Annotated in this window: 21 protein-coding genes; 4 read left to right on the plus strand and 17 right to left on the minus strand. The window is 54.3% G+C overall.

Annotated features, from left to right (window positions below):
• Positions 1–80: 80 nt before the first annotated feature.
• The 13 genes from fliR to fliF form a co-directional block, all read right to left on the minus strand.
• A complete protein-coding gene (gene fliR, locus LZP96_RS08860) occupies positions 81–875 on the minus strand; it encodes a flagellar biosynthetic protein FliR (RefSeq protein WP_064326610.1) in 795 nt (264 codons plus the stop codon).
• A gap of 6 nt (positions 876–881) precedes the next feature.
• Positions 882–1,151: a flagellar biosynthesis protein FliQ gene (gene fliQ, locus LZP96_RS08865; protein ID WP_064326609.1), complete on the minus strand. Its 270-nt coding sequence runs from the start codon at positions 1,149–1,151 to the stop codon at positions 882–884.
• A 10-nt stretch (positions 1,152–1,161) separates the two neighbouring features.
• A complete protein-coding gene (gene fliP, locus LZP96_RS08870) occupies positions 1,162–1,899 on the minus strand; it encodes a flagellar type III secretion system pore protein FliP (protein ID WP_064326608.1) in 738 nt (245 codons plus the stop codon).
• Complete coding sequence (fliO, locus tag LZP96_RS08875; protein WP_064326607.1) at positions 1,899–2,273, minus strand: flagellar biosynthetic protein FliO; 375 nt, start codon at positions 2,271–2,273, stop codon at positions 1,899–1,901. Before fliO ends, fliP begins: the two co-directional genes overlap by 1 nt.
• 2 nt (positions 2,274–2,275) lie before the next feature.
• Complete coding sequence (fliN, locus tag LZP96_RS08880; RefSeq protein ID WP_064326606.1) at positions 2,276–2,689, minus strand: flagellar motor switch protein FliN; 414 nt, start codon at positions 2,687–2,689, stop codon at positions 2,276–2,278.
• Entirely contained in the window at positions 2,686–3,690 is a 1,005-nt protein-coding gene (gene fliM / locus LZP96_RS08885) for a flagellar motor switch protein FliM (protein WP_064326605.1), read from the minus strand. Before fliM ends, fliN begins: the two co-directional genes overlap by 4 nt.
• 4 nt (positions 3,691–3,694) lie before the next feature.
• Entirely contained in the window at positions 3,695–4,162 is a 468-nt protein-coding gene (gene fliL, locus LZP96_RS08890) for a flagellar basal body-associated protein FliL (RefSeq protein ID WP_064326604.1), read from the minus strand.
• A 107-nt stretch (positions 4,163–4,269) separates the two neighbouring features.
• Positions 4,270–5,496 carry a flagellar hook length control protein FliK gene (fliK, locus tag LZP96_RS08895; protein WP_064326603.1) on the minus strand — a complete coding sequence of 409 codons (1,227 nt, stop codon included), beginning with the start codon at positions 5,494–5,496 and terminating at the stop codon, positions 4,270–4,272.
• Positions 5,493–5,936 carry a flagellar export protein FliJ gene (gene fliJ / locus LZP96_RS08900; protein ID WP_064326602.1) on the minus strand — a complete coding sequence of 148 codons (444 nt, stop codon included), beginning with the start codon at positions 5,934–5,936 and terminating at the stop codon, positions 5,493–5,495. The genes fliK and fliJ overlap by 4 nt, the downstream gene beginning before the upstream one ends.
• Positions 5,937–5,957: 21 nt before the next feature.
• Positions 5,958–7,328 (minus strand): flagellar protein export ATPase FliI, encoded by a 1,371-nt coding sequence (fliI, locus tag LZP96_RS08905; protein WP_258925844.1) that lies wholly within the window; start codon positions 7,326–7,328, stop codon positions 5,958–5,960.
• Positions 7,328–8,035 (minus strand): flagellar assembly protein FliH, encoded by a 708-nt coding sequence (gene fliH, locus LZP96_RS08910; RefSeq protein ID WP_064326600.1) that lies wholly within the window; start codon positions 8,033–8,035, stop codon positions 7,328–7,330. The genes fliI and fliH overlap by 1 nt, the downstream gene beginning before the upstream one ends.
• Entirely contained in the window at positions 8,028–9,023 is a 996-nt protein-coding gene (gene fliG, locus LZP96_RS08915) for a flagellar motor switch protein FliG (RefSeq protein WP_064326599.1), read from the minus strand. The genes fliH and fliG overlap by 8 nt, the downstream gene beginning before the upstream one ends.
• Complete coding sequence (fliF, locus tag LZP96_RS08920; RefSeq protein ID WP_064326598.1) at positions 9,016–10,698, minus strand: flagellar basal-body MS-ring/collar protein FliF; 1,683 nt, start codon at positions 10,696–10,698, stop codon at positions 9,016–9,018. Before fliF ends, fliG begins: the two co-directional genes overlap by 8 nt.
• 228 nt (positions 10,699–10,926) lie before the next feature.
• On the opposite strand from fliF, the gene fliE reads away from it, so the two are divergent.
• Together fliE and yedD are read left to right on the plus strand one after the other, a co-directional pair.
• Positions 10,927–11,241, plus strand: coding sequence for a flagellar hook-basal body complex protein FliE (gene fliE / locus LZP96_RS08925; RefSeq protein WP_064326597.1), 315 nt, complete (start codon positions 10,927–10,929; stop codon positions 11,239–11,241).
• Positions 11,242–11,326: 85 nt separating this feature from the next.
• Positions 11,327–11,740 (plus strand): lipoprotein YedD, encoded by a 414-nt coding sequence (gene yedD / locus LZP96_RS08930; RefSeq protein ID WP_064326596.1) that lies wholly within the window; start codon positions 11,327–11,329, stop codon positions 11,738–11,740.
• 81 nt (positions 11,741–11,821) lie between these two features.
• On the opposite strand, the gene amyA is transcribed toward yedD, so the two are convergent.
• From amyA to fliD, 4 genes are all read right to left on the minus strand, one after another.
• The gene (gene amyA, locus LZP96_RS08935; RefSeq protein WP_064326595.1) at positions 11,822–13,309 is read right to left on the minus strand and encodes an alpha-amylase; all 1,488 of its coding nucleotides are present in this window, start codon (positions 13,307–13,309) and stop codon (positions 11,822–11,824) included.
• A 67-nt stretch (positions 13,310–13,376) separates the two neighbouring features.
• Positions 13,377–13,739, minus strand: a complete 363-nt coding sequence (gene fliT / locus LZP96_RS08940; protein WP_064328155.1) for a flagella biosynthesis regulatory protein FliT — start codon at positions 13,737–13,739, stop codon at positions 13,377–13,379.
• A gap of 5 nt (positions 13,740–13,744) precedes the next feature.
• Entirely contained in the window at positions 13,745–14,149 is a 405-nt protein-coding gene (gene fliS / locus LZP96_RS08945) for a flagellar export chaperone FliS (RefSeq protein WP_064326594.1), read from the minus strand.
• 13 nt (positions 14,150–14,162) lie between these two features.
• The gene (fliD, locus tag LZP96_RS08950; RefSeq protein ID WP_064326593.1) at positions 14,163–15,581 is read right to left on the minus strand and encodes a flagellar filament capping protein FliD; all 1,419 of its coding nucleotides are present in this window, start codon (positions 15,579–15,581) and stop codon (positions 14,163–14,165) included.
• Positions 15,582–15,945: 364 nt separating this feature from the next.
• Here fliD and LZP96_RS08955 point away from each other — a divergent pair, with 364 nt between their 5' ends.
• A complete protein-coding gene (locus LZP96_RS08955; RefSeq protein WP_064326592.1) occupies positions 15,946–16,782 on the plus strand; it encodes a flagellin N-terminal helical domain-containing protein in 837 nt (278 codons plus the stop codon).
• A 202-nt stretch (positions 16,783–16,984) separates the two neighbouring features.
• Positions 16,985–18,379, plus strand: a complete 1,395-nt coding sequence (locus LZP96_RS08960) for a hypothetical protein (protein ID WP_064326591.1) — start codon at positions 16,985–16,987, stop codon at positions 18,377–18,379.
• Positions 18,380–18,416: the final 37 nt, after the last annotated feature.

Genomic DNA, 18,416 nt, shown 5'->3' on the forward strand with positions numbered 1-18,416 from the left:
ATTAAACCGCACCAGATATATCCTGGAAGATGTTTTTCATGTTTTACTTTAGGAATATCCTCAGAGAGACAATATAAAGACTAGGGGTTACTATTTTTCGGTAGTTCGCGAACAATATCGGATAACAGATTGAAAAGTTCGCCGAATAAATGTTCACAGAAGGGGGCGATAAGCGGCATTAACAGCGACATTAATATCATTCCTACCGTCAGCGTGACTGGGAAACCGATTACAAATACCGAAAGCTGCGGGGCCATTCGGTTAAGCAAGCCTAATGCCAGGTTGACGGTGAGCAGCAGGGTGATAACCGGCAAGGCCAGCATCAAACCGTTAAGGAAAATCAGCCCGGCGGCGCGCGTTAAGGCCAGGAAGGCATTGCTGTTGACCGGATTGCCGCCAATCGGCAGCGTGTGAAAGGTGTCTACCAGCAGCGAAATGAGCCACAGGTGACCATTGAACGACAGAAACAGGAGCATCGCCAGCATGTCGATAATGCGCGCCAGTACCGGCATATTAAGGTGGCTTGAGGGATCGACGAAGGTTGCAAAGGAAAGCCCCATTTGCAAACCAATCAACTCTCCTGCGGTTCGGATCGCGGCAAACGCCAGCTGCATGGTAAAACCAATGGCCACGCCAATCATCACCTGCTGAAGCGCCAGCCAAATGGCTTTCGCCGAGAAAATCGGCACGTCCACTTCAGGCAGCGTAGGGGCGATCACGACAGTGATGATAATCCCTAAACCGACTTTTACCCGCTTGGGGATGGCGCGTTCACTCAGGATGGGGGCCGTCATAATCAATGCCATGACGCGTAGCAGAGGCCAGAAATAGAGGCCAAGCCAGTGTATCCATTGATCGCTGGTGAAATGCAACATGAGGGATTAGCCGATGATGTAAGGCAGGTTGGTAAACAGGTTACGCATGTAATCCAACAGCAGGTTCAACATCCACGGCCCGGCGACGATAATGGCAACAAATACCGCGATAATCTTTGGGATAAACGACAACGTCATTTCGTTAATCTGCGTGGCGGCCTGCAGGATACTGATGATAAGCCCGGTAACCAGCGCGACCAGCAGCAGAGGGGCGGCGACGGACACGGCGACTCTCATCGCTTCCGTGCCCATCATCATGACCGATTCTGGCGTCATTGCGCGCTCCTCAACTGTAGAAACTTTGCGCCAGCGAACCGACAAGCAGCTGCCAGCCATCCACCAGAACAAAAAGCATGATTTTAAAGGGCAGGGCAATGGTCGCAGGCGGCACCATCATCATACCCAGTGCCATAAGAACGCTGGCGATCACCAGGTCAATAATCAAAAACGGAATGAAGATAGTAAAGCCAATCTGGAAAGCGGTTTTCAGTTCGCTGGTCACATATGCCGGCAATAAAATGCGCATCGGCACGGCTTCAGGTCCCTGAATCGGACCGGCGTTCGCCAGACGAGCAAACAGAGCCAGGTCGGCTTCACGCGTCTGGCGAAGCATAAATTCGCGCAGCGGTTGTGCCCCTTTATCCAGCGCTTCCTGCATCGAAATTTTGTCTTCACTGAACGGCTGATAGGCGTCGGCATAAATCTTATCGATGACCGGCGACATAATGAAAAAGGTCAGAAACAGGGCCAGCCCCAGCAGGACCTGGTTGGGCGGTGCGGAGGGGGTACCTAAGGCATTTCGCAGCAGACCAAACACAATGATGATGCGGGTGAAGCTGGTCATCATCAGCAAAATCGCCGGAATGAAGGTCAGCGAGGTGATAAACACCAGCGTCTGGACGGGCAGCGTCCAGCTTTGTCCGCCCCCGGCGAGCGGTGTGGAAACCAGACCCGGCAGCTGGGCATACACGGCGGGAGCAAACAGACCCACGCCTGCCAGCGCAAGGAACATCAAACGGCGCATCACGATCTCCCGGAACGCTTAAGCAAACTCTTCATAACGGACTGAAAATCCGCGGGGGTCTCTGCATTCTCCTGGCCCGCGGCGGGCGCAGGCGGCAGGGTGTGAAGCAGATTAATTTGAGAAGCGGTAACGCCTAACACCAGCCGCGCGTCTTCAACGTCGACAATCACCACCCGCTCACGCGGGCCGAGTGACGCGCTGGCGCTGACTTTCAGGCCGCGCGCATGGGCGGTTTTACCCGCCAGGCCAAAACGCTTTGCCAGCCAGGCGGCAATAAGAATAAAGGCAATAATGCCGATCAACGCACCGCTCACCTGTAATAACGGAGAGCCAGGAACGGCGGAGGGCGGCGAGACAATTGCCTGTGTTTTCATGCTTAACGGCTCAGACGACGCATACGTTCGGACGGGGTGATGATATCCGTGATACGAACACCGTATTTATCGGCAACCACCACGACTTCGCCCTGGGCAATCAGATAGCCGTTAATCAGAATATCCAGCGGTTCACCCGCCAGACCGTCCAGCGCCACCACGGAACCCTGCGTCAGGCGCAGCAGCTCTTTGATGGTCATGCGGGTACGACCCAGCTCGACGGTCAGCTTGACCGGAATATCCATAATCAGGTCGATATCCTGCAACGTGCCGCTCACGTCGCCACCGCCCAGCTGCTGGAAGACGGAATCCGTCGTGCTTTTGGCCGGTGTCGTTTTTTGCTCGTTTAACGCGTCAGCCCACAGATCGTCCAGTGCTCCGCTGTTCTCATCGGACGGATTGTTCATGTCACTCATTTGGGCTGTTCCTCATTCAGCGAATTCAATATCGGGTTGATCAAGTGCTCAACGCGTAACGCATACTGGCCGTTAACGGTGCCGTACTGGCTGGTTAGCACAGGTACGCCATCAACATGGGCAATAATGCGGTCAGGTTTATCTATTGGCAGAACATCACCGGGTTGTAATTTCAGGATCTGAGATAACCGCAGTGGGACGTCGCCAAAGTTGGCAATAAGCTCCAGCTGCGAATGCTGAACCTGACGCACCAGATTCTCTCGCCAGTTCTGATCTTCATTGCGGGAGTTTTCCAGCGGCGGGTTTACCAGCACTTCGCGCAGCGGTTCGATCATGCTAAACGGCAGACAAATATTGAATTCGCCGGTCAGGTTACCGATCTCTACGTGGAAAGGCGTGTTAACCACAATGTCGTTTGGCGAGGTGGTGATGTTGGTGAATTTCACCTGCATCTCCGAGCGCACATACTCCACGTCCAGCGGGTGTATGGCCTTCCACGCGTCGCTGTAGCCTTCCAGCGCCAGCTTCAGCATGCGGTTAATGACGCGCTGTTCGGTATGGGTAAACTCGCGTCCTTCCACTTTGGTCGGAAAACGCCCGTCTCCACCAAACAGGTTATCAACTGCAATGAACACCAGGCTCGGAGAAAACACGAACAAACCGGTGCCGCGCAGAGGTTTCAGATGAATCAGGTTAAGGTTGGTCGGCACGGGTAAGTTGCGTGCAAACTCATGATAAGGCTGAATGCGGATGGCCCCGACGGTGATATCCGGGCTTCGGCGCAGCAGGTTGAACAGCCCCATGCGGAACTGACGGGCAAAACGTTCGTTGATGATCTCCAGCGCCTGTAAACGCTCACGCACCACGCGGCGCTGGGTATTGGGATCGTAGGGACGAATGTCGCTATCGCCAACCGCGCCTGGCGTTGGATCATCATTTTTATCGCTGTCGCCGTTGAGCAGCGCATCGATTTCTGCCTGAGAAAGAATACTATCGCCCATGTCGTTACCGCAGGATGAAGGCTGTGTACAGAACGTCAGTGACTTCCTGCTTAGGTTGACCATTTACCAGCGGCTGCGCGAGCGTCTGCTTAATGGCCTCGACCAACTTTTGCTTACCGTCATCGGTAGCCAGTCCGGAAGCGTCCTGACGCGAGAAAAGAAGCAGTAAACGGCTACGCACTTCTGGCAAGTATTCGCTCAGGCGGGTGCGGGTGGCCTCGTCTTTCAGACGCAGCGTAATGCCGATATAAAGCACGCGATCCGCATCGCCAAGGTTCACCGTGAAGGTATCCAGGGCGAAAAACACCGGCGCCGGTGGCGGCGGGAGTTCAGCTTTGGCAGCAGCAGTCGGTTCTTTCTGCATACGCCAGTAACTATAGCCAGCGGTGGCGCACGCGGCGAGCGTGATCAGCACCAGCAGCGGGATCCAGATGGAGCGCTTGCTTTTCTTGGTAATAGCGGTGTCAGTCATCTGATACGAGCTTCCTGTGTTCGGTACAGCTAATAGGAGTGATTATCCCGTGTCCTGTCTGCGTCAAAGCGTGGAAAAGACGGAGATAATCACGCTACCTCTTGCGTTTAGGCAAAGATATCGACCGCGCCGTTTCCACGCGCGGCGGACTGCAACGACGCTGGCGTTGTCAGCAGCTCATCACTTTCTTCGTTAAATCCGCCCTGTTGGCCGGAGCGCGAGGCGTGATGTTGTTGTCCGGAGGAGGACTGCTGCTGGCCAGCGGAGCTGTCGCTGCTGATGTTGCTTTGCGTTAGCTGAATGCCGTTATCGGCCAGCTGCGTACGCAGCATCGGCAGGGCGGCTTCCAGTGCGGCGCGAACGTGGCTGTGCGCAGAAATCATCTGTAGCTGAGCCTGATTGTCATCAAGCTTAAGGGAAATTTGCACCTGGCCCAGATCTTCCGGATGCAGACGCAACTCCGCGCTTTGCTGGCCCTGACGGGTGAAAAGCGTGACGTGCTGGCTGATGGCCTGCTGCCACTCGTGTGTCCCAAGAGGCTGGCTAATAATTGGCGCGCTCGCCACCGCTGCCGCAGGCTGTGCAGCGGTATGAGGTGCCATAATCGGTGCCAGCGTCGCGGTTGGCGTAGTGGAAGACGGAGTGCTGGCGCTCTCTTGTTTTGCGGCTACGGCGGCGACCACCTGCGTCATCGGCACGTTGGCTGAACTGGCAGACGGTGCGTTATCCACGTCCTGGCCTTTGGTGCCGGTTTGTCCGCGAGATAAAAGCTCATTGCTTAAGGATGGACGAGCCGCGCTGCCCAGAGTCGCAGGCGTCTTTGAGCCCACCGCGTCCGCAGCGTCTGGCTTCGCCGTCGCCGTCGCCGTCGTGGTTTGCTGGTGCGGCAGCATGGCCATCAGCGCGCTCAGGCCTGCCAGTTCCTCTTCGTTCAGCTCGGTTTTGTCGTCGGGTTTCACCGACGTCGGTGCCGTCAGCGTTTTCAGAACGTCGCCCTGTGCAGCAGGAATAAGCCCGGCAATCGGGGCGATCTCCGTCGTGTCCGGGTCCAGGGTATCGGGCGCAAGCCCGGCCTGACGGGCGAGCAGATCGGTAAGCTTCGCCTTGACCGACTCATCACCGCCTTTCTGCAAGGCCAGTTGCGTTAGCTTACCGCCTGCCGCTTTCAAATCGGCGAGCGTCAGCGGCGCCTCTTTTCCCTTACCCGCGGTTTCGCTTAGCGCCCCGGCCAGTAGCGAAAGGAAATCTTGCGCGCCATCGGCAGCGCCTTTTCCGGTCTGCGTACTGCCGGACAGGTCAGTGTCGGTCATCAGCAGCTGTTGCAGTGTGATCATTCAGGTTTCCTCATTGATGCGCGTTGGGCAAACTCGTCCATTTTCTTCTGATCAAGGCGGTTTTCGGCGAGCAGGCTGGCGGCACTCTGCCGGTCTTGCAACGTAGTCCATGCCTGTAATCGCTGCTTTTTCTCTCGCCAGTACGTCAGGGCCTTGTCGACTTTCTGATCCCACTGGGATAACTGCTGGCGATGCTGTTCAATGGCTTTTTCCAGGGTCTGAATAAACTGCTGGTAGTTAATCCAGCGCTGGCTGCCAATGCCCTGTGTCATGTCGGTATTGAGGTTGGTGCGATACTCATGCTGATAATCAATTAACATCTTTAACTGTTCTTCAGCCTGCTGGTATCCACGTCGCATAACGCCTAACTGCAGTGCGGCGTCATCCACTTCTTTCTCAGCCAGATCTTTCAGCGTCGCAAGTGCGCCATTTTGCGCCATGATCCTCGCCCTCCACCTGTGTTACACCTGAGGGAAAATCAGCTCCAGAGCCTGGAGAGAATCTTCCCAGTCGGCACGTTCAAAAATGCCCTGTTGCAGGAATGCTTCCAGGTGCGGCCAAAGCGCAATCGCCTTGTCCAGCATCGGATCGCTGCCCTTTGCATATGCCCCAACGCTCACCAGATCGCGGTTGCGCTGGAAGCTGGAAAGCAGTTGTTTGAAATTACGCACGCGGGCGTAATGCTTTTCGGTGATAAGCGAGGTCATGGCGCGGCTGATTGACGCTTCAATATCAATGGCCGGATAGTGACCGGCTTCCGCCAGACGGCGCGACAGCACAATATGCCCGTCGAGGATCGCGCGTGCAGCATCCGCAATCGGGTCCTGCTGGTCGTCACCTTCGGTCAACACCGTATAAAAAGCGGTAATCGAACCACCGCCGTTAATGCCGTTCCCGGCGCGTTCAACCAGCGCAGGCAGCTTGGCGAAGACCGACGGCGGATAGCCCTTGGTCGCAGGCGGTTCGCCGATGGCCAGCGCAATCTCACGCTGTGCCATCGCGTAGCGCGTTAGCGAGTCCATGATCAGCAGAACGTGCTGACCCCGATCGCGAAAATCTTCCGCGATGCGCGTGGCGTAGGCGGCCCCCTGCATACGCAGGAGCGGTGAAACGTCCGCCGGGGCGGCGATCACCACTGAACGCGCACGGCCTTCAGCCCCGAGAATGTTCTCGATGAAATCTTTGACTTCGCGGCCACGTTCACCAATCAGCCCCACGACGATGACGTCTGCCTGGGTGTAGCGTGCCATCATGCCGAGCAGAACCGATTTCCCCACGCCTGACCCGGCAAACAGACCCATACGTTGACCGCGTCCGACGGTCAGCAGGGCGTTGATAGGGCGCACGCCGGTATCCAGGACATGCTCAATGGCGGTACGCTGGAGCGGGTTAAAAGGCTGAGTAATCAGTGCGCCGGTTTCGGTTGTATCAGGGGAGGGCAGGCCATCCAGCGGTTTGCCGCTTCCGTCCAGCACGCGACCTAACAGCGCCGGGCCTAACGGCAACTGTTTGCCGCTGTGCAGCCCGTCGCCCGCGATCTGTTTTGCATACACGCGGGCGCCGGGCAGAATGCCTTCGACTTCTTCAAGCGGCATCAGAAACAGGAGTTGCCCGTTAAATCCCACCACTTCGCTTTCAACTTCCTGGGTGTGGTTACCGTCCTGGCGCTCAATAACGCAGGTGGCGCCCAGCGGCAGTTGCAGGCCGGTGGCTTCCAGAACCAGCCCGGTCGCACGGGTCAGACGACCGTAGCGACGCACGGACGGCAGCTGAGCCATCTTCGTTTCAAAATTGTCGAGCGTCGTCAGCCAGCGCGTGAGTCGGGCGGTCATCAGACGACTCCCGGCGCTGCCAGACGGCACAGCTCCTGCCAGCGTGTGGCAACGCTGGCGTCCAGATCGCCTTCGTCAGCGGAGACCTTGCAGCCGCCGTGGTGCAGCGACGGATCGCCGCGCAAGCGCCAGCCGTGCAGGCTTAAGGTCGCGCCGAGCATCTCTTCGACGCGTTGTAAATCGTCAGGATGAACGCGAAGCTGAGGTTTGCCGCTAAACAGCGGCTCCTGCTGCAGCAAGCCCTGAATCTGTTTAATCAGAGAAGAGTTGTCTACGGCCGGGGTATGACCAATGACCTGACGCGCGGCCTCCAGCGCCATCTGCATCAGGCGCGAGGCAATGACGCTGTCCAGCGCGTCGAGGGTATTCTGAAACTCACTGACCAGTTGCTGCATGCGTGCATGAATAGGCGCCTGCTGTTGACGCGCCTGGTCCATGCCGTTCTCCAGCCCTTTTGCCAGGCCTTCCTGATACCCCAGATCATGCCCTTGCTGACGGCCTTCATTCATGCCCGCCTTATAGCCCTGGTCGTGCGCCTGCATTTGCAGCTGTGCCAGCATCTGCGCACGCTGTTCTTCTTCGCTCAGCTCCGGGGCGTCTTCTTCCGACTCCTCTTCTGCTGATGCGCTCAGCGCCGGGACGAACTCGGCTAAAGGTGGCGCCAGATCGTCAGGTGTCCAGGGTTTCCACGGCAGCTCATTAGACATAGGTGTCGTCTCCGCTGCCGATCACCATCTCGCCGGTCTCTGCCAGACGACGCACAATAAGCAGGATTGCCTTCTGTTCGTTTTCCACCTGAGACAGACGGACCGGGCCACGGTTGGCAAGGTCGTCGCGCAGGATATCCGCAGCACGTTGAGACATGTTGCGCAGGAATTTCTCGCGCAGCGGCTGTTCGGCACCTTTGAGGGCGATGAGCAGGGACTCGGAGTCCACTTCCTGCAGCAGGCGTTGCACGCTGCGGTCGTCCACTTCCACCAGGTTTTCGAAGAGGAACATTTCGTCGATAATTTTTTGCGCCAGCTCGCCGTCGAATTCGCGCACGGCGGTGATAACCGCTTCTTCCTGCTGCGTTTTCATCAGGTTGATAATCTCGGCCGCCGTTCTCACGCCGCCCATTTTGCTGCGCTTGAGGTTCTGACCATCGAGCAGGCTGTTCAGGACTTCGGTCAGCTCTGCCAGCGCGGCTGGCTGCACACCACCGAAGGTGGCGATACGCAGCATCACATCGTGACGCAGACGCTCGTCGAACAGCGCCAGGATATCGGCTGCCTGACCACGTTTGAGGTGGACCAGGATAGTGGCGATGATCTGCGGGTGCTCGTCGCGAATAAGGTCAGCGGCACTCTGCGGTTCCATAAAGTTGAGCGTTTCGATGCCGCTGGCGGTATCGCGGGTTTCCAGAATATCTTCCAGCAGGCTGGAGGCACGCTCTTCGCCCAGCGCTTTCACCAGGACCGAACGCAGATAGTCGTTGGCGTTAATATTGAGCGCCGCGAACTGTTCCGCTTCCTGCTCGAATTCAGCCAGCACTTCGGTCAGCTGTTTATTGGAGATCTGACGCACGTTGGCCATCGCCGCACTCAGAACCTGCACTTCGCGCTGGGAGAGGTGCTTAAACACCTCTGCCGCCCGGTCTTCACCGATGGTCATCAGCAGGATGACGCTTTTATCCGTACCGGTAAGGTTACTCATCTTCGTTGCTCATCCACTGGCGAATGACCAGCGCAACCACGCGCGGATCGTTATCTGACATTTCACGAATACGCTGGCTCATGACCTCAGCGCCCATGCGCTGATTAGCACGACGCTGCTGAAGCTGCTCGTCTTTGCTGAGGCGTACTTCCACCGACTCTTCCACTTCCTGACGGTTCTGCATCTTCTCCTGCAGAGCTTTGGCTTCTTCCGCACGGCGATTAAGCTGTGGACGGATGCCTTTGCGCCACAACAGCCAGGCAACAATCAACACCAGCAGCCAGCGGCCCGCGGACATCAGCTGATCGATAAACGACTGCTGTTGCCAGAAGGGAAGTTCGCCACCGCTTTCGTCAGAGGCGGTAAACGGCGAGTTCACCACGTTCAGCGTGTCACCGCGTTTTTCAGAGAAGCCCATCGCCTCACGCGTCAGATCTTCGATTTGCTTCATCTGATCGGCAGTGAGCGGCAGAGGCTTGCCGTCCGGCAGCACTTTATAGTTGACCACAACGGCCACGGAGAGACGCTGCACATCGCCGACGTTCATTTTGGTGTGGCGAATGGTGCGATCCACTTCGTAGTTTGTGGTTTCGTTGCGGCTGGTGTTACGAGGACCTGTGCTGTTCGCGGTCGACGTGGTTTGCTGCTGATTATTCTGCTGGCCGTTTTGCGGGTTCGCTGGCGGCGTTGAAATCGGCGCATTATTGGCTGGGGCAGGTTGGTTCGACAGTGCGCCTGGCACGCCGCCCACGTTTGACCCGCCAATCTGTTCCGTTTGATTCAACTGACGAGAGCGCATCACGGCCTGAGAGGCATCACCGTTAGGGCTGTATTGCTCTTCGGTCTGCTCTTTATTGGCAAAGTCGATCTGCGCGGTGACCTGAGCGTGAACATTGCTGTTCCCGACGATGGGGCCAAGAATGGCTTCAATGCGGCGCTGTACGCGGCCTTCAACATCGGTGGCGTATTTCAGCTGTGCATCGTTAAGGTCGCGACCGCTGGTGTTGGACTGCGTCAGTAAATGACCGCCCTGATCGACCAGGGTAACGTTACCCGGCGGCAAACCTGCCACGGCGCTGGAGACGAGATGCGTCACGGCGCTAATTTGACCTTCATCCAGTGCGCGACCCGGTTCGAGGGTGACGGTAACGGATGCAGAAGGGGCTTTTTGCTCACGAACAAACAGAGAGGGTTTTGGCATGGCCAGGTGAACACGTGCGTTTTTTACCGGGCCGAGCGTCTCGATGGTGCGGGCCAGTTCACCTTCCAGCGCACGCTGGTAGTTGACCTGCTCGCTAAACTGGCTGATGCCGAATTTTTCCTGATCCAGTAATTCAAACCCCACGGCGCCGCCTTTCGGCAGACCTTGCTGCGCCAGACGCAGGCGTAATTCGTGGACTTTATCGGCAGGGACTTCCAGCGCGCCGCCGTTATCAGCGAAGCGGTAAGGGATATTCATTTGGGTCAGCTGGGTGACGATGGCCCCGCCGTCCTGATCGGAGAGATTACTGAACAGGGTGCGATAGTCGGGGCTTTTTGCCCACAGTACCATCGCGACCATAATCGCAATAGCGGCAGCGCCTGCCACGATCAACGGGATTTTAGGGTTCGCACGCAGGCGGTTCATCCACTCAAGCGATTTAGTTTGCGGCGCAGGTGAGACTGTCGCAGTCATTTCGCACCTCGTAAGGCTTTGTGGATTACGTTATTCGTGTAGAGAAACAAAACAGACTCCCGGGTCGGCAAACACGACAAAAGTTCCATATGGATGGCAACGTCATTATTTGATGAATCAGGATTTTCTATGCGTCAAATAACCTGGTTTTTTATCGCTATTTACCGCCTTTATCTTATTGACAAGGTGCTAGTCTTGACCGCGTAAAAATCCATCCAGGGGAGAGTCATGGCTATACAGGGCATTGAAGGCGTCATCAGTCAGCTGCAGGCAGCGGCAATGACGGCCCGTAATCAGAACGTGTCAGACGTTCAGTCGGAAGTGAGTTTTGCAGGTCAACTGCACGCAGCGCTCGATCGCATCAGCGACACGCAGACCGTCGCCCGTACCCAGGCCGAAAAATTCACCCTGGGCGAACCTGGCGTAGCATTGAACGATGTCATGACCGACTTACAAAAAGCCTCTGTCTCCATGCAGATGGGTATTCAGGTGCGTAATAAGCTGGTGGCAGCCTATCAGGAAGTGATGGGCATGCAGGTCTAACACCCTGGCTCGACTCAGAATCTTACGCTGGCGGCTTTAACGCTTTAATGCCACAATATTTTTTTCTTCGCATGCGGAAAAGATGATGAAAAAAATAGCAGTGGCTGGCGTGTTGCTGGCGTTAGCGGGATGTGCACAGGTCGATAATTACGATGAAGTCGTTAAGCATCCTGCGCCAGCGGAGCTTATGGGGTACTGGCAGTCAAAAGGGCCGCAAAGCAAAATGGTCAGCCCGGAAGCTATTGCGACGCTGGTGGTGACCAAAGAGGGGGATACCCTGGACTGTCGTCAGTGGCTACGTGTTGTGGCCGTACCGGGTAAACTCATGATGCGCTCCGATGAAATCTACAACGTGACGCGTAAGCTGGACATATACTCTCTCGACCCGGAAGGCAGCAGGCTGGAGTATGATGGAATGACGTTACAGCGTGTGGATCGCCCGACGGTGGAATGCGCAACGTATCTGACCAAACATCCTCTCGAAAGTACCTTGCCTTAACCCTTAGACGAAGGGTTTTTCAGGCACAGACCTGAACAGTATTGCAGGCCGGGCAGCGTCAGCACGCTGCCCGGTTCGCTCTTATAACACGTCTTCCATTACCCAGATACTGACGCTGCCGCCGTTGCAGGTGAAGATCCCTTCACCATCGGATCCGGTGGTGACGATCTCTTCGCGATTGCCAAGGAAATCACGCCAGTTTTTATCTCCGTAGTTTTCCCCCAGGCAGATGGTTTTTTCGCCGTCATCGCCGTTGGACATGACCACCACACACCCCGGTGCTTCATCGGTTCCGCTGCGGCTAAAGGCAATGCAGTTAGGATGATCGAAATAGAGCGTTTGGACGCCGTGGGCGAAACGCTGACGGGCCAGTATCAGTTCGTGCAGTTGCTCAATAATGGGCATCTCGATCTGGTAGGTTTCGCCGTCGCCGCCGGTATCTTCATAGCTGGCGCCGAATAAATCCGGATAGAAGACGCTCGGGACGCCGTTTTCGCGCAGCAGGATCAGCGCATAGGCGAGAGGTTTAAACCAGGCTTCGACGGGGGCTTCAAGCGCCTGGAGCGGCTGCGTATCGTGGTTTGCGACCAGCGTCACCGCGTGGAACGGATCGGCTTCCACCAGCGTGCCGGTGAAGATTTGACTCATGTCGTAATCCCGACCCTGACGCGAGGCATCGTGGAATTTCATCTGCAGCGGGGCGTCGAACAGCATGGTTTTACCTTCGACCTGATCGATATACTGCTGCAGTTTGTCGACTTCGTGCGACCAGTATTCCGCCACGATAAACAGCGGCTTGTCCGCCACTTCCTGGACGTGTTCAATCCACTCTTTGAAGAACCAGGCAGGAATATGTTTGACCGCATCGAGACGGAAACCATCGCACTCGGTTTGCTCCATCACCCAACGCGCCCAGTATTTGATCTCCTCGGTCACCGCGTGGTTACGGAAGTCGATGTTTTCGCCCATCAGGTAATCGAAATTACCCATTTCGTCGTCGACCTGCTCGTTCCAGCCTTCGCCCGTATAGTCGTTAACAATCTTGAAGATGCCGTCCTGGTCGGGGTTTTCGATATGGTCAACGCCGCTAAAGCATTTGTAATCCCAGATAAACTGAGAGTACTTGCCTGCGCGGGCAGGGAAGGTGTAACGCGTCCAGGCTTCGCATTCGATCACGTCGTCATCGATTTGCGTGCGGTCCTGCTCATTGACGCTTTGTACGCTGACCGGCTCTTTTTCATCGGCGCCCATCTTGTGGTTCACCACCACGTCGAGCAGCACCGCGATGTCGTTCGCTTTTAACGCCGCAATGGCTTCAAGCAACTGCGCCTTGTCACCGTATTTGGTCGCGACGGAGCCTTTTTGGTCAAATTCGCCCAGGTCAAAGAGATCGTAAGAGTCATACCCGACAGAATAACCGCCCGATGCACCTTTGTACGCCGGGGGTAACCAGATCATGTTGATGCCGATTTCATTCAGGTTGGGTGCCAGTGCGGTTACTTCCTGCCATAACCCGCCACCCGTGGGGTAATACCAGTGAAAGCATTGTAATAGCGTGGGGTTTTTCATCTTCGTCCGTGCTCCAGAAGCCGTTTGGCTGACTTCTGGAGTATGGCTGATGAATCGCTAATGTGGATTATTGATTCATCTCTCCGGGAAATAATATATTTCCTGAAAGCTTCCCGTAGGTCACGTTAACGTTTTTTTGCTTATTGGTTTGAGCAATAAGGCCACTTAACTCACTCATCCTTTCCTGCAACAAGCCCTTGAGAAGGAGTTCATTCTGAAGTATCTGTTTCAGAATACCCATCGCCTGGTCCTGAATCTGTTTACTGTCAGGTGGGAAGGGGGTAGTACTGATCTTCTCCACCAGTGAAACGTACGCGACCTCCTGTTCGATGAGCTCATCCCATTTCCCGGATTGAGCAAGGCTCAGCATCGTATTGCTAAGCGCATAGAGAGCATGCCACTTTTTAAGGGATGAGCTGGAGTCGTTCATTAACATTAATCCTGCTGAGGGGAATAACCCGGGCCAATTTGCTTCCAGGCGTCGGAAATATTGAGCAGTAGTGCCTCGACTTCAGTGATGGCCTCAATGTCATTGCGCAGGTTCGCATGTAACAAACGGCGTACCATGTAGTCGTAAAGCGCGGAAAGGTTTTGGGGGAGATCTCCTCCTACATCCATATTCAATCCAGCCTTAAGGCCATTTTCAATAATATTGATGGCCTTGGACAGGGCCTCTCCTTTAGCAGGTATGTCTCCCTGCTCAAGGAAAAGGCGCGCCCGTATTAGCGCGCTATGGATACCGTCGAACAACATGACAACCAACTGGTGCGGGCTGGCACTCAAGACAGCAGATTCAAGACCTACCTGCTGATAGGCTTGTACACCAGATTTGCTATACATATCGGTTCCTTTCTTACTTACTGCTGAACTGTTGGGTCAGGTAACTGGCCGTGCCGTTGAATTTAGTGACCAGTTTATCCAAATCGTTAAATTGTTTTTTATAACGCGCCATCGTCGCTTCAATCGTCAGTTCCATCGCATCATAACGTTTGCCAATGGATTTGAGCGTGCTGTTGATGCCGTCTTTCGCATTCTGAATAACGCCTTCTTTACCTGCAGACGTGCTCAACATTTCAGTGAGCTTGTTATTCATCTGGGTAGCGAAACCGGTCGTCTTTCCATCACCTACAAAATAGGCCTGTATACCAGAAGGGTCATCCGTAAGGATCTGGGTCAATTTCTTATCATCAATCTTCAGGCTGCCTAACGCGCCGTCAGCGCCTTTAACCGGATCCTGAGTGATGCCAAGTTGAGCCATAATGGCATAAGAACCGCTCTGTACATTGGTCAATAAAGCACGCAGATCGGATTGTACTCCACGGATAGTACTGTCACCCATCAACACGCCGTTGTTCGACGACTGGGCCGTTGCACCCACGGCAGGTGGCTCATATTTTGTCAGAGTGGCAATAGTGGACTGCAGGGAGTTATAGGCAGTAACCCATTCTGTTACCGCTTTTTTGTTATCGTCAGTAGAACGCGCGACCGTCAGCGTTTCGTTAGCGGTGCTCTGTGCTTTAAGCGTTAACGTCACCCCTGGCATGGCGTCGGTGATGGTATTGCTCTGGCGGACAATCTGGATACCGTTGACGTCAACGATGGCATTCTGTGATTTGACCTGCTCATTAAGCGCGTCGCTGCCAATAATAGACTTCAGCGTATCGTCGCCGGTCACCGTCACCGTCATATTCGAATCGGTACCGGTGGTTTTTGACGTCAGCATCAGGCGATAGTCGCCAGTGTCAGCCTTCACCACGCTTGCCGAAACGCCGCCATTGGCCGCGTTAATGGCTTTAGCAATCCCATTGAGGGAGGTATCACCATCCGCGAGCGTAACCGTCAGGGGTTTGCTGTCAGCTCCCGCCTGGGTAATGGTAATGGTTCTGCTGTTGGTGCCCGTGGTGGCCCCTAACTGTTTTGTATTGCTGTCGATGGTGCCGGCAGCCGTGGTCAGCACCTGACCTTTAGCGATTTTATTAACGTTGATGGTGACATCGCCAACGTTAGCACCGGTGGAGGTGGTTGCCGAAAAGGCAGTATTGGTGCTGCTAATGGACGTTGAGTTCCACGTATCCACTTTTCCAAGCTTTGCCGCTGCCGTTTGCAGATTCGTCAGTGCGCTTTGCAATTTACCAAACGCGGTGATTTGCGCATCGTAAGTCGTTTTCTGTTTGGCAATCGCCGTTAATTTCGTCTCTTCTGCTGCCTGCAGCTTATCGTACAGATCTGACAGGCCGGGCAAGCCCACCCCGAGATTACTGATAGTCGCCATATCATGTTCCTTCTTAATGGATGTTTCAGTCGTTTATCGGCCTGTTTACTGAAAAGTTTACGGCAAGCTCAAAAAATATATCGCCTAATAAGCGAGCTAAATGTGTCTTTTTACATCAAACAAGCGCGTTAAGAAGAGGGGGGAGATCAGAATAAAAAAGTGGTTTTAGAGGTGAACATTTTATTCAGTATGCGCTTGGTAACGGCTTTAATGGAAAATAAATCATTAAAAAACAATAAATTAAATATTTTCTTCGATATTTTCTAAAGTCTGCTGTGGGAGCGTCGATAACCTTGATGACGGTGAGAGACGCCGTGAGTGTTAGGCACCGACCCTAGAAACCATTTTTGAAGGAATTAAAATTATGTCAGTCATCAATACTAACCTGTTGTCCCTGACCACTCAGAACAACCTGAACAAATCTCAGTCTTCTCTGGGCACCGCGATTGAGCGTCTGTCTTCCGGTCTGCGTATCAACAGCTCTAAAGACGATGCTGCTGGTCAGGCGATTGCAAACCGTATGAACTCTCAGATTAAAGGGATGACTCAGGCTGCTCGTAACGCCAACGACGGTATCTCTCTGGTTCAGACCGCTGAAGGTAACCTGAACGAGATCAACTCCAACTTACAGCGTATCCGTGAACTGTCTGTACAGGCTGCTAACGATACTAACGGTACTACTGACTACACCTCAATCAGCACTGAAATTACTCAGCGTCTGGGTGAAATCGACCGTATCGCTGGCGCAGCTAACTTCAACGGCAAAAAACTGCTGGACGGTAGCCAGACTGCTTCCCTGAACATCCAGGTTGGCGCAGGTACTGGTGCAACTGATACCATCGCTATCACCACTGGCGCACTGATCGACGCTAAAGCAACCAGCCTCGACGCTGGCCTGACCGGTACCATCACCGATAACAGCTCTGCTAAAGCATTCATCACTGCTGCTGACAACGCTATCAACAAAATTGATAAAGCTCGTTCAAACATGGGTGCGATTCAGAACCGTTTCGAATCTACCATCAACAACCTGAACAACTCTATCACTAACCTGTCTGCTGCTCAGTCCCGTATCCAGGACGCTGACTACGCAACTGAAGTATCTAACATGTCTCGCGCGCAGATCCTGCAGCAGGCTGGTACTTCCGTGCTGTCTCAGGCAAACCAGGTTCCACAGGCAATGCTGTCTCTGCTGCGTTAATTTACGCACACGCTTTAAAAAGGTTGCTGGAAACAGCAGCCTTTTTTTTCGTTATTTTTCCTCAAAATTACCGGATCGTAATCTGTAAAATAAGGCTGCATTTAGCAGCGTTTTCCCGCCTTCATCCCCTCTCACAGAGTGCTACTCTGCCTAAAATCTCCTTTTCCGGTCGTCTGACGACAGTTTACCGAAGAGTTATAAGATGAGTGAATTCGCACGAACCCGGGCTATGCGTCAGTTTTATCGGAATGTGTTTACCCGATTCATTGATCTGCCGGAAGCCGATGTCATGCCCGCCAACATCACGGCGGAAATATTCAGTTTTAAAAGCACTCAGTTAACCGCTCTCGAACCCATGATTCGTGCGGCCAAAACCGGGCTGGATGCTGAAAAAGATGCGGCGTTGAAAGACATGCTTTGTGCCGTCGTGCTGGCCAATAACGCCCTGAACGAGACCTTTGTCGGTGAAGAGCAGACTCTTTCAGCCGACGCGATTACCCAGCTGACAGACTATGTCGTTTCGGCACTGAAAGCTGACGGCAACATTAACTATCTGGTCGCCGCCATTCAGCTGTTGTTCCGCGTCAATGAAATTAGCTCAGCGCTGTTCTTAATTAACAACAATCTTTCGCTGGTAAGCAATTCAGCGCCCGTGCTGAAAATCCTGCTGTTGATCTGTTTAATGGAAAATGATTTCAATCAGGCGATGGTCGTTATCCAGGCGCTGACCGCAGATTCGGCGTTAATTGGTGAAGATCCTATGACCCTGCTGATGATCACCTGCGGGATCTACAGGTTAGGGGGATTTCCCGATTCGTACATCGATTTCCGATCGCTTAATGCGAGCGAGTCCGCAGTGGTGAATGAATCCTGGGATTACTGGATTGAAAAAAAGACAGCGTCGAAAACGACGGTGCTGGTGACGTGCGACAGCGAGGATTATTTCAAACACGCTGTACCGATGCTCTATTCCCTGTATGAGACCAATCGTGACGTACTCGACGTACACGTGCATCTTATTAACGGCAATGACGAAATTAAACATAGCCTGATGGCGCTTCGGGAACAGCTTCCTGCACTTAACCTTTCAGCAAGCCATGAGCAGATTACCGAGAATGAAAATAAGCCGGTGGTCACTGCTGCCCGTCGTCTCGTGTTCCTGCGCCATGCACTGCAAACCTTTAATACTCCCGTCCTTGCGATCAACGCTGGAGTACTGGTGCGTAAACCGTGGGTGGCGTCAGAAACCCCACTTATGCTTTTACAAACCGAATCCTCACCTTTCTGGGAAGAGGTCTTTGCCGGTTTTATCTACGCAACGCCCGGCGGCGTCGCGCAACGCTATTTCGACCACGTTGTGTCGTTCATTATGACCAACCTTGCCAGCGGTAATCACGTCCCCGGTCTTGAACAAGTCGCCCTCTTTGCCTGTCTGGATAAGCTTTCTCCGGAAGATCGTCTGGCAATCGAGCGTGTTGAACGTAGCGTCATGTTGAATAGCCAGGCTGACGAGAACGCATTCTGTTGGGTATCGGGCAGTGCCGATGCGTCGTTCCAGGCATATAAAACGTCGCTTAGCGGCACATACCAACGCTGAAACTTGTCCTGTGAATGCAAAAACAGAATCTGGAAAA

Origin of the sequence: Huaxiibacter chinensis, from assembly GCF_022171985.1 — a bacterium.
GTDB classification, from domain to species: domain Bacteria; phylum Pseudomonadota; class Gammaproteobacteria; order Enterobacterales; family Enterobacteriaceae; genus Enterobacter; species Enterobacter chinensis_A.

Coding starts and splice junctions, on each gene's coding strand:
- fliE (WP_064326597.1), top strand. CDS start 10,927: ATGGCTATACAGGGCATTGAAGGCGTCATCAGTCAGCTGCAGGCAGCG.
- LZP96_RS08960 (WP_064326591.1), top strand. CDS start 16,985: ATGAGTGAATTCGCACGAACCCGGGCTATGCGTCAGTTTTATCGGAAT.
- fliJ (WP_064326602.1), bottom strand. CDS start 5,936: ATGGCGCAAAATGGCGCACTTGCGACGCTGAAAGATCTGGCTGAGAAA.
- amyA (WP_064326595.1), bottom strand. CDS start 13,309: ATGAAAAACCCCACGCTATTACAATGCTTTCACTGGTATTACCCCACG.
- fliG (WP_064326599.1), bottom strand. CDS start 9,023: ATGAGTAACCTTACCGGTACGGATAAAAGCGTCATCCTGCTGATGACC.
- fliH (WP_064326600.1), bottom strand. CDS start 8,035: ATGTCTAATGAGCTGCCGTGGAAACCCTGGACACCTGACGATCTGGCG.
- fliT (WP_064328155.1), bottom strand. CDS start 13,739: ATGAACGACTCCAGCTCATCCCTTAAAAAGTGGCATGCTCTCTATGCG.
- fliP (WP_064326608.1), bottom strand. CDS start 1,899: ATGCGCCGTTTGATGTTCCTTGCGCTGGCAGGCGTGGGTCTGTTTGCT.
- fliQ (WP_064326609.1), bottom strand. CDS start 1,151: ATGACGCCAGAATCGGTCATGATGATGGGCACGGAAGCGATGAGAGTC.
- fliM (WP_064326605.1), bottom strand. CDS start 3,690: ATGGGCGATAGTATTCTTTCTCAGGCAGAAATCGATGCGCTGCTCAAC.
- yedD (WP_064326596.1), top strand. CDS start 11,327: ATGAAAAAAATAGCAGTGGCTGGCGTGTTGCTGGCGTTAGCGGGATGT.
- fliK (WP_064326603.1), bottom strand. CDS start 5,496: ATGATCACACTGCAACAGCTGCTGATGACCGACACTGACCTGTCCGGC.
- fliR (WP_064326610.1), bottom strand. CDS start 875: ATGTTGCATTTCACCAGCGATCAATGGATACACTGGCTTGGCCTCTAT.
- fliF (WP_064326598.1), bottom strand. CDS start 10,698: ATGACTGCGACAGTCTCACCTGCGCCGCAAACTAAATCGCTTGAGTGG.
- fliD (WP_064326593.1), bottom strand. CDS start 15,581: ATGGCGACTATCAGTAATCTCGGGGTGGGCTTGCCCGGCCTGTCAGAT.
- fliS (WP_064326594.1), bottom strand. CDS start 14,149: ATGTATAGCAAATCTGGTGTACAAGCCTATCAGCAGGTAGGTCTTGAA.
- fliN (WP_064326606.1), bottom strand. CDS start 2,689: ATGAGTGACATGAACAATCCGTCCGATGAGAACAGCGGAGCACTGGAC.
- LZP96_RS08955 (WP_064326592.1), top strand. CDS start 15,946: ATGTCAGTCATCAATACTAACCTGTTGTCCCTGACCACTCAGAACAAC.
- fliO (WP_064326607.1), bottom strand. CDS start 2,273: ATGAAAACACAGGCAATTGTCTCGCCGCCCTCCGCCGTTCCTGGCTCT.
- fliI (WP_258925844.1), bottom strand. CDS start 7,328: ATGACCGCCCGACTCACGCGCTGGCTGACGACGCTCGACAATTTTGAA.
- fliL (WP_064326604.1), bottom strand. CDS start 4,162: ATGACTGACACCGCTATTACCAAGAAAAGCAAGCGCTCCATCTGGATC.